The sequence below is a fragment of the Micromonospora sp. NPDC049580 genome, from assembly GCF_040675595.1.
In the GTDB taxonomy this organism is placed as follows: domain Bacteria; phylum Actinomycetota; class Actinomycetes; order Mycobacteriales; family Micromonosporaceae; genus Micromonospora.
Genome location: NZ_JBFAPG010000588.1, coordinates 1 through 3,472, shown reverse-complemented (window position 1 = coordinate 3,472; position 3,472 = coordinate 1). Strand labels below are relative to the sequence as shown.

The following is a 3,472-nucleotide window of genomic DNA, read 5'->3' as shown; positions in this document are numbered from 1 at the left end:
GCTGCTCGGGCTGCCCCGCAGCGACCGCGACGAGCGCCGGCCCGAAGCCGGCGCGGGCGGTGTGCGACGCGCCGGTCATCACGTTCTCCAGGACGCTGAGACCGGCGAAGAGCCCGGTCCCCTGCAGGGTCCGGGCGATGCCGAGTCTGGTCAGCCGGTGCGGCCGTGGTCGCAGCGGACGACCGTCGAGAGTGAGCGAACCCGTCTGGGGCGTCACGAAGCCGCAGATCACGTTGAACAACGTGGTCTTGCCGGCGCCGTTGGGCCCGATCACGCCCACCACCCGGTTGGGTGGCACTCGCAGCGAGACGTCGTCGAGGGCCGTGAGGCCGCCGAAACGGACGCCGATGCCGTGCAGTTCGAGCCCGCGTTCCATCACCCATCCCTCTGCCGTGGCGGGTGTTATTTACACTCGCAGTGTACGTTTCTCGGTTATGGCGTCAAGACCTTCGATGCGCTGACGCGACCGGGGCGGCCGCCAACGGCGACCACCCCCGGCCCGACCCGCTCAGTAACTGGGGCAGGTGTTGCGGTACTCCTCGATCGCCGACCCGCTCGGGCCCGGGCAGAGGAACTGCTCGTAGCGGGTGTCGTCGTCGACGAACCGCTTCAACCAGGCCACCATCTGGCGGGCCGTCGGCGTGTTGACCGTCTGCGGGAAGAAGTGGCTCGCGCCGTTCAACTCCAGGTACGCCTTCTCGGTCGAGGCCGGGATGCTGGTGTAGAACGGCACCGAGTGCGACGCGACCGGCGCGACCGTGTCGCTCTCGCCGCCGATGATCAGCGTGGGCACCCGCAGCTCGGACCAGCTCTTGTCCGTGTTCCAGGGCGCGAGGGGCACCGCGGCCTGCAACGACGGCCGCGCCGAGGCGGCCTCCAGGCTGCCGCCGCCGCCCATCGAGTGGCCGGCGACCGCGAGGCGGCTGCTGTCGATGCGGCTGCGCACCGAGCTGCGTTCGGTGAGGTAGTCGAGCGCGGCGAGCAGCTGCCGGCCACGGCTGTCCGGCTGGTCGAACCGGCTGTTGGTCTCGATCCCGATCACCACGAAGCCGTGCGAGGCGATCCGCGGCCCGAGCCAGCTGATGCTGGACCACGCGGCCGTGTAGCCGGGCGAGATGGCGACGGCGCCGAACGTGCCCTCGCTGGTGCTGGTCGGGTAGTAGATGACCCCGCCGCCGAAGCCGGTGACGCTCAACGAGGACACGCTCTGCGAGGCGGTGGCGAAGGGGCCGCGGCTGGCCTCCAGGATCGCGGTGGTCGGGGCGGGGCCCCGCTCGTACGGGCTGGCCGCCTGGGCGGGGGCGGGTCCGGCGAGGACACCGGCGGCGAGCAGGGTGGCGGCCAGCGCGAGCCGGACGGCGCGAGCGGGCGCGGAACGGGGACGGGTGGTGGTTGGTGACGACACGTCGGGCACTCCCTAGAGTCGAGCGATATCGACGTTCGTCAGTCTTCGCCGCTCCGCCCGGCCCCCGCATCGGTGAAATCACCAGTCCCGCCCGCAGATCGGATCTTCTGCGCGTTTCGACCCTCCAACCAGGGGTAGGGGTGCAGGGGCCTGCCCAAACGCTCCATGGAGAGGTTCACACCAGTGGATTCCAGCAAGCCCGCCGAGGCGGTCAAGAACGTCGTGAAGACCGCCTCCGAAAAGATCGCCGACGCTCTGACGCCCGAGGTGCCCGGCGCCCCGGGCAGCGCACCCCCACCCGTCGAGGAACCGACCTCGCCCCACGACCCGCTGCCGCCGAAGCCGGAGCAGGGCCAACCGCAGACCCGTACGCCGACCGGCGCCGAGACCGGCGTGCCGGCGGCCGCGAAGGGCCAGCAGGGCGCGTACCTCACCACGGCGAACGGGGCGCGACTGCGCGACACCGACCACTCGCTCAAGGCCGGGCCCCGGGGGCCGGTGCTGCTCCAGGACCACCACCTGCGCGAGAAGATCACGCACTTCGACCACGAGCGCATTCCAGAGCGTGTGGTGCACGCCCGGGGCGCGGGCGCGCACGGGGTGTTCACGGCCTACGGCACCGCCGAGGCGGTGACCCGGGCCGGCTTCCTCAAGAAGGGGCGCGAGACGGAGGTCTTCGTCCGGTTCTCCACAGTGCTCGGGTCGCGCGGCTCGGCCGACACGGTCCGGGACACGCGTGGCTTCGCGACGAAGTTCTACACCGACGAGGGCACCTTCGACCTGGTCGGCAACAACATGCCGGTCTTCTTCATCCAGGACGCCATCAAGTTCCCCGACATCATCCACGCCGCGAAGCCGCACCCCGACCGTGAGATCCCGCAGGCGCAGAGCGCGCACGACACCTTCTGGGACTTCGTCTCGCTGCACACCGAGGCGCAGCACCACGCCATGTGGAACATGTCCGACCGGGGCATCCCGCGCTCGTACCGGACGATGGAGGGGTTCGGTGTGCACACCTTCCGCCTCGTCAACGAGGCCGGGGAGACGGTGCTGGCGAAGTTCCACTGGAAGCCGAAGCTCGGTGTGCACTCCCTGACCTGGGAGGAGGCGCAGCTGCTCGGCGGCATCGACCCCGACTTCCACCGCCGGGACCTCTACGACGCGATCGAGGCCGGCGCGTTCCCCGAGTGGGAACTCGGCATCCAGGTCTTCCCCGACACTCCCGAGGAGACCTTCGCCGGGATCGACCTGCTGGACGCCACGAAGATCGTTCCGGAGGAACTGGCGGAGGTGCAGCCGATCGGCAGGCTGGTCCTCAACCGGACGCCGACGAACTTCTTCGCCGAGACCGAGCAGGTCGCCTTCCACCTCGGCCACCTGCCGCCGGGCATCGACGTCACGAACGACCCGCTGTTGCAGGGCCGGCTCTTCTCGTACGTCGACACGCAGCTCACCCGCCTCGGCGGGCCGAACTTCGCACAGATCCCGATCAACCGCCCGCACGCCGCGGTCAACGACATGCTGCGCGACGGCTTCCACCAGCACGCCGTGCACGCCGGGGTGGCGCCGTACCGGCCGAACTCGCTCGACGGTGGCAACCCCTTCCCGGCCGGCGACGCCGAGAACGCGTTCCTCGACGTGCCGGTGACCGTGGCGCAGGCGCCCAAGGTTCGGGCCAACCCAGCGTCGTTCGACGACCACTACAGCCAGGTACGCCTGTTCTGGCTGAGCATGTCGCCGGTCGAGAAGGAGCACATCATCCGGGCGTACACCTTCGAGCTGGGCAAGTGCTACCACCAGGCGATCAAGGAGCGCCAGCTCCAGTGCCTCGCCAACATCGACCCGGTGCTGTGCGAGCAGGTCGCCACCGGCCTGGGGCTGCCCGCGCCGCAGCCGACGGTGCCGTTGGCCGACGTCGCCCCGAGCCCGGTCCTGTCGCAGGTCGGCAGGGAGTGGCCCGCCGACGGCCGGATGGTCGGGATCGTCGTGGACCCCGACGGTGACCTGGACGGCGTCGGCGAGGTCCGCCGGGCCGTGTTCGAGGCCGGCATGGTGCCGCTGCTGATC

General features: G+C 70.6%; 3 protein-coding genes. 1 reads left to right on the top strand and 2 read right to left on the bottom strand.

Annotation, left to right across the window (positions count from 1 at the left end):
- Positions 1 to 376: ATP-binding cassette domain-containing protein (locus AB0J68_RS29520; RefSeq protein WP_363941849.1), on the bottom strand; the 376-nt coding region annotated here is incomplete at its 3' end.
- Between the two features lie 132 nt (positions 377 to 508).
- Positions 509 to 1,405 carry an alpha/beta hydrolase gene (locus tag AB0J68_RS29515; RefSeq protein ID WP_363941846.1) on the bottom strand — a complete coding sequence of 299 codons (897 nt, stop codon included), beginning with the start codon at positions 1,403 to 1,405 and terminating at the stop codon, positions 509 to 511.
- 183 nt (positions 1,406 to 1,588) lie between these two features.
- On the opposite strand from AB0J68_RS29515, the gene AB0J68_RS29510 reads away from it, so the two are divergent.
- Positions 1,589 to 3,472: catalase (locus AB0J68_RS29510; RefSeq protein WP_363941844.1), on the top strand; the 1,884-nt coding region annotated here is incomplete at its 3' end.